Raw genomic sequence first — 3,464 nt, 5'->3', positions numbered from 1 at the left:
GATGTGGCACCAGCGCCGATAATGGTGTGAATTTCGTCGATGAACAGAACCGCATCATCATGGTCCTCAAGTTCAGTCATCACCGCCTTTAGCCGTTCTTCAAAATCGCCACGATAACGGGTGCCGGCCAGCAGCGCCCCCATATCCAGCGAATAGATCGTGGTTTTGGACAGAACCTCGGGGGTTTCACCTGATACAATCTTACGCGCCAGACCTTCGGCAATGGCGGTTTTGCCAACACCCGGATCCCCCACCAACAGCGGGTTATTCTTGCGACGGCGGCATAGCACCTGAATGCAACGCTCGACCTCGTGTTGGCGCCCGATCAGCGGGTCAATATCGCCTTTGGTGGATTTTTCGTTTAGATCAACACAGTATTTTGACAGCGCACTCTCTTTTTCCTCGCCTTCAATCTCGAACGCTTCTTCGCCGAAGTCCGATGCCCCCGTCAGCGGACGAGGTTCGCCAAATTCAGGGTCTTTGGCCACGCCATGCGCGATGAAGTTCACAGCATCATAGCGGGTCATGTCCTGATCTTGCAGAAAATAGGCCGCATTTGATTCACGTTCGGCAAAGATGGCGACCAGCACGTTGGCGCCTGTCACTTCGGTGCGGCCAGAAGATTGAACATGGATCGCGGCGCGCTGGATCACCCGCTGGAACGCGGCCGTTGGCACCGCTTCGGAGCCTTCAACCGTAGTTTCCAAGGTGGCCAGATCATCGTCGATGAATTCTAGCAGGGTTTTGCGCAAAGCCTCAATATCAACACTACAGGCCTGCATCACCTTGGCGGCGTCCGGCTCGTCAATCAGGGACAGCAGCAAATGCTCCAGCGTGGCCAGTTCATGTTTGCGGGCATTGGCCAAGGCCAGTGCGGAATGGATTGCCTGCTCAAGGGTATTCGAGAATGACGGCACGTTGTGTGCTCCTTTGTTTTAAGGCGGGTGACCCACCTATGTCCTGATATCCTTAAATTTCGGTGTGATTGACCATAAATTCAAGTGCTTTTTGATCAATCATACGCACAATTGCATGGATCTTCCGTGATATCGGGCATTTCGGTCTGCTTAAAGTTGTCTTTACGGCGCCGGATTTCGGCAAATACTTCGGTATCGGTGGCGGTTTCCATGCCCAGGCGGTGCCGAATTTCGGCGGATGCGGGGCGCAGGAACGGGTTTGTGGCCAACTCGTCCGCCAGTATCGAGGGCACGGTTGGCATGTTCTGCGCCCGTGCCTCGATGATTTGCAGGATGCGGTCCTTCAGGGCTGCGTTGTTCGGCTCGACCGAATAGGCGAAGGTGGCGTTACTGGCGGTGTATTCATGACCGGAATAGACAATCGTCATCGGCGGCAGGGCGGCGAGTTTGGACAGGCTTTGCCACATTTGCGCGGGCGTGCCTTCAAACAGGCGGCCACACCCCAGCGCCATCAGGCTGTCGGCGGTGAACACGGCAAAACTGTCGGGGAAATAAAAGGCGAGGTGGTTAGCGCAATGGCCGGATACGTCCAGCACGCTGCCTGTGTTGTCGCCGATTTTGATGCTGTCGCCCTCGGACAGTTCAATATCCAGCGGCGGCAGGCGGTGGGTGTCAGCCGCAGCTCCGACAACTTTGGCACCATATTTTTCGCGCAGTTCTTCCACCCCGTCGATATGGTCATAATGATGGTGGGTGATCAGGATATGCGTCAGGGTCCAGCCGCGTTTGTCCAGTTCGGCAATGATCGGGGCGGCTTCGGGGGCGTCGACCACTGCGGTTTGGCCGCTGTCTTTGTCGTGCAGCAGGAAAGCGTAGTTATCAGAGCGGCAAGGAATGGTGGCAATCTGGAGCGACACGGGGGTATCCTTTCATTTCGGGTTATGCCCAGTCTTGCCCATTGTGGCGATGGGCGCAATATTGGGTTTACGAACATATGAGGTGCAAAATGACACAGCCCCCTTTGAAATTGCCCGATACCGGGCCGATCACCAATACGCTAGAGGATGGTCGCCTGTCGGCCCCGTCCGCAGAACGGAACGCGGCGCCGATATTTGAGCGGTTGGCGGAATATGTGCCGGACGGGGGCGTGGCGCTGGAATTGGCCAGTGGCACGGGGCAGCATATTGCGGCATTGGCGGTGGCCCATCCGGATGTGGAATGGCAACCCAGTGATCTATCGGATGAGCGGATGGCAAGTGTGCAGGCATGGCGGGCGCATGTGGATGTGGACAACTTGCGGGTGCCAATCCAGTTTGATGCCCGCGGGGATTGGCCGGATATGTCGGATTTGCGGCTGGTTTATGTGGTCAACTTGTTTCATCTGATTTCGCAGGCCGACGCGAAGGCGGTGATCAGCGGGGCGGCAAACGGGTTGGCGGAAGGTGGGCATTTCTTTATCTACGGGCCGTTTCGCACGGATGGTGCTTTTCGTAGCGAGGGGGATGAGAAGTTTCATGCGAGCCTTGCGGCGCAGGATGCGGCCATCGGGTATAAGGATCTGGAATGGATGGAGGCCGTGTTTTGTGTGAACGGGCTGTCGTTGGTTGCGGTTTACGAAATGCCGGCGAACAATCTGGCGGTTGTGGTGCGCAAGGCCTGACAGAATTGCACAGCCGCTGTGCGGTATGCCCTCTTGTGTGCGGATGTGTTTTGCAACATCTTGCGGGTCAGTTTTATGGAAAGGGCGCGCGATGACACAGTTTAACCTATTGGGGATTTCCGGCTCGTTAAGGGTCGCATCGTTTAACCGGCAATTGATCCGCGAGGCGGGGCGGTTGATGGAGGATGCGGCCTATACCGAGGCCGATCTGGATTTCCCTTTGTATAACGGCGATGTCGAGGATGCTTCGGGCATCCCCGCGGCGGTTCAGACATTGGCCGACCAGATCGCGGCGGCGGACGGCGTGGTGATTTCCACGCCTGAATATAACCAGTCATTTTCCGGAGTGCTGAAAAACGCGCTGGACTGGGTCAGCCGGACTGAAGGCGCGCCATGGAAAGGTAAACCCGTGGCGATTGTGTCGGCGGCGGCGGGTCGTGCAGGCGGGGCGCGGGCGCAATATGCGTTGCGGTTGGCGATGACCACGTTCCGTCCGCGTTTGCTGACCGGACCAGAGGTGATGGTGGCGGGGGCGCAGAACGAATTTGATGCAGACGGGCAGCTGACAGGCGCGTTCTATCTGAAATCTCTGACCGAGCTGATGGCTGATTTGCAGGCAGAGGCAGAAAATACATAAGCGGGGCGTGTTCAATTGAAGAGTCTCTATTTGCCTAAATACAAGGCATCCATCCGGTGGCATGAAGTGGGGCAAAGTGGTCCGCATATTATATTTCTGCCAGGGATGGGGTTTCCGGCGGTTGGGAATTTTCTGTCGGTGGCAACGCATTCCGAAATGCGGAGCAGCACCAATGTTATGATTGATTTCATCGGCTCGGGAACCAGCGATTATCAGTCTGGCTTCCCGGCTACAATAAAAGCGCATGCAG

Annotated in this window: 4 protein-coding genes; 2 read left to right on the top strand and 2 right to left on the bottom strand. The window is 56.6% G+C overall.

Annotated features, from left to right (window positions below; all coding sequences use genetic code 11):
* Together ACWB12_RS09840 and gloB are read right to left on the bottom strand one after the other, a co-directional pair.
* Positions 1-917 (bottom strand): Clp protease N-terminal domain-containing protein (locus tag ACWB12_RS09840; RefSeq protein WP_479529905.1); only part of this gene is annotated, 917 nt, incomplete at its 3' end.
* Positions 918-1,012: 95 nt separating this feature from the next.
* Positions 1,013-1,834, bottom strand: a complete 822-nt coding sequence (gene gloB, locus ACWB12_RS09835; protein ID WP_479529904.1) for a hydroxyacylglutathione hydrolase — start codon at positions 1,832-1,834, stop codon at positions 1,013-1,015.
* Between the two features lie 89 nt (positions 1,835-1,923).
* Here gloB and ACWB12_RS09830 point away from each other — a divergent pair, with 89 nt between their 5' ends.
* On the top strand, positions 1,924-2,577 hold the full coding sequence (locus tag ACWB12_RS09830) for a DUF938 domain-containing protein (protein ID WP_479529903.1): 654 nt from the start codon (positions 1,924-1,926) through the stop codon (positions 2,575-2,577).
* A 91-nt stretch (positions 2,578-2,668) separates the two neighbouring features.
* Positions 2,669-3,214 carry an NADPH-dependent FMN reductase gene (locus ACWB12_RS09825; RefSeq protein WP_479529902.1) on the top strand — a complete coding sequence of 182 codons (546 nt, stop codon included), beginning with the start codon at positions 2,669-2,671 and terminating at the stop codon, positions 3,212-3,214.
* Positions 3,215-3,464 lie beyond the last annotated feature (250 nt).

This window comes from Profundibacter sp., from assembly GCF_056498605.1.
This window is presented reverse-complemented; position numbering and strand designations above follow the sequence as displayed.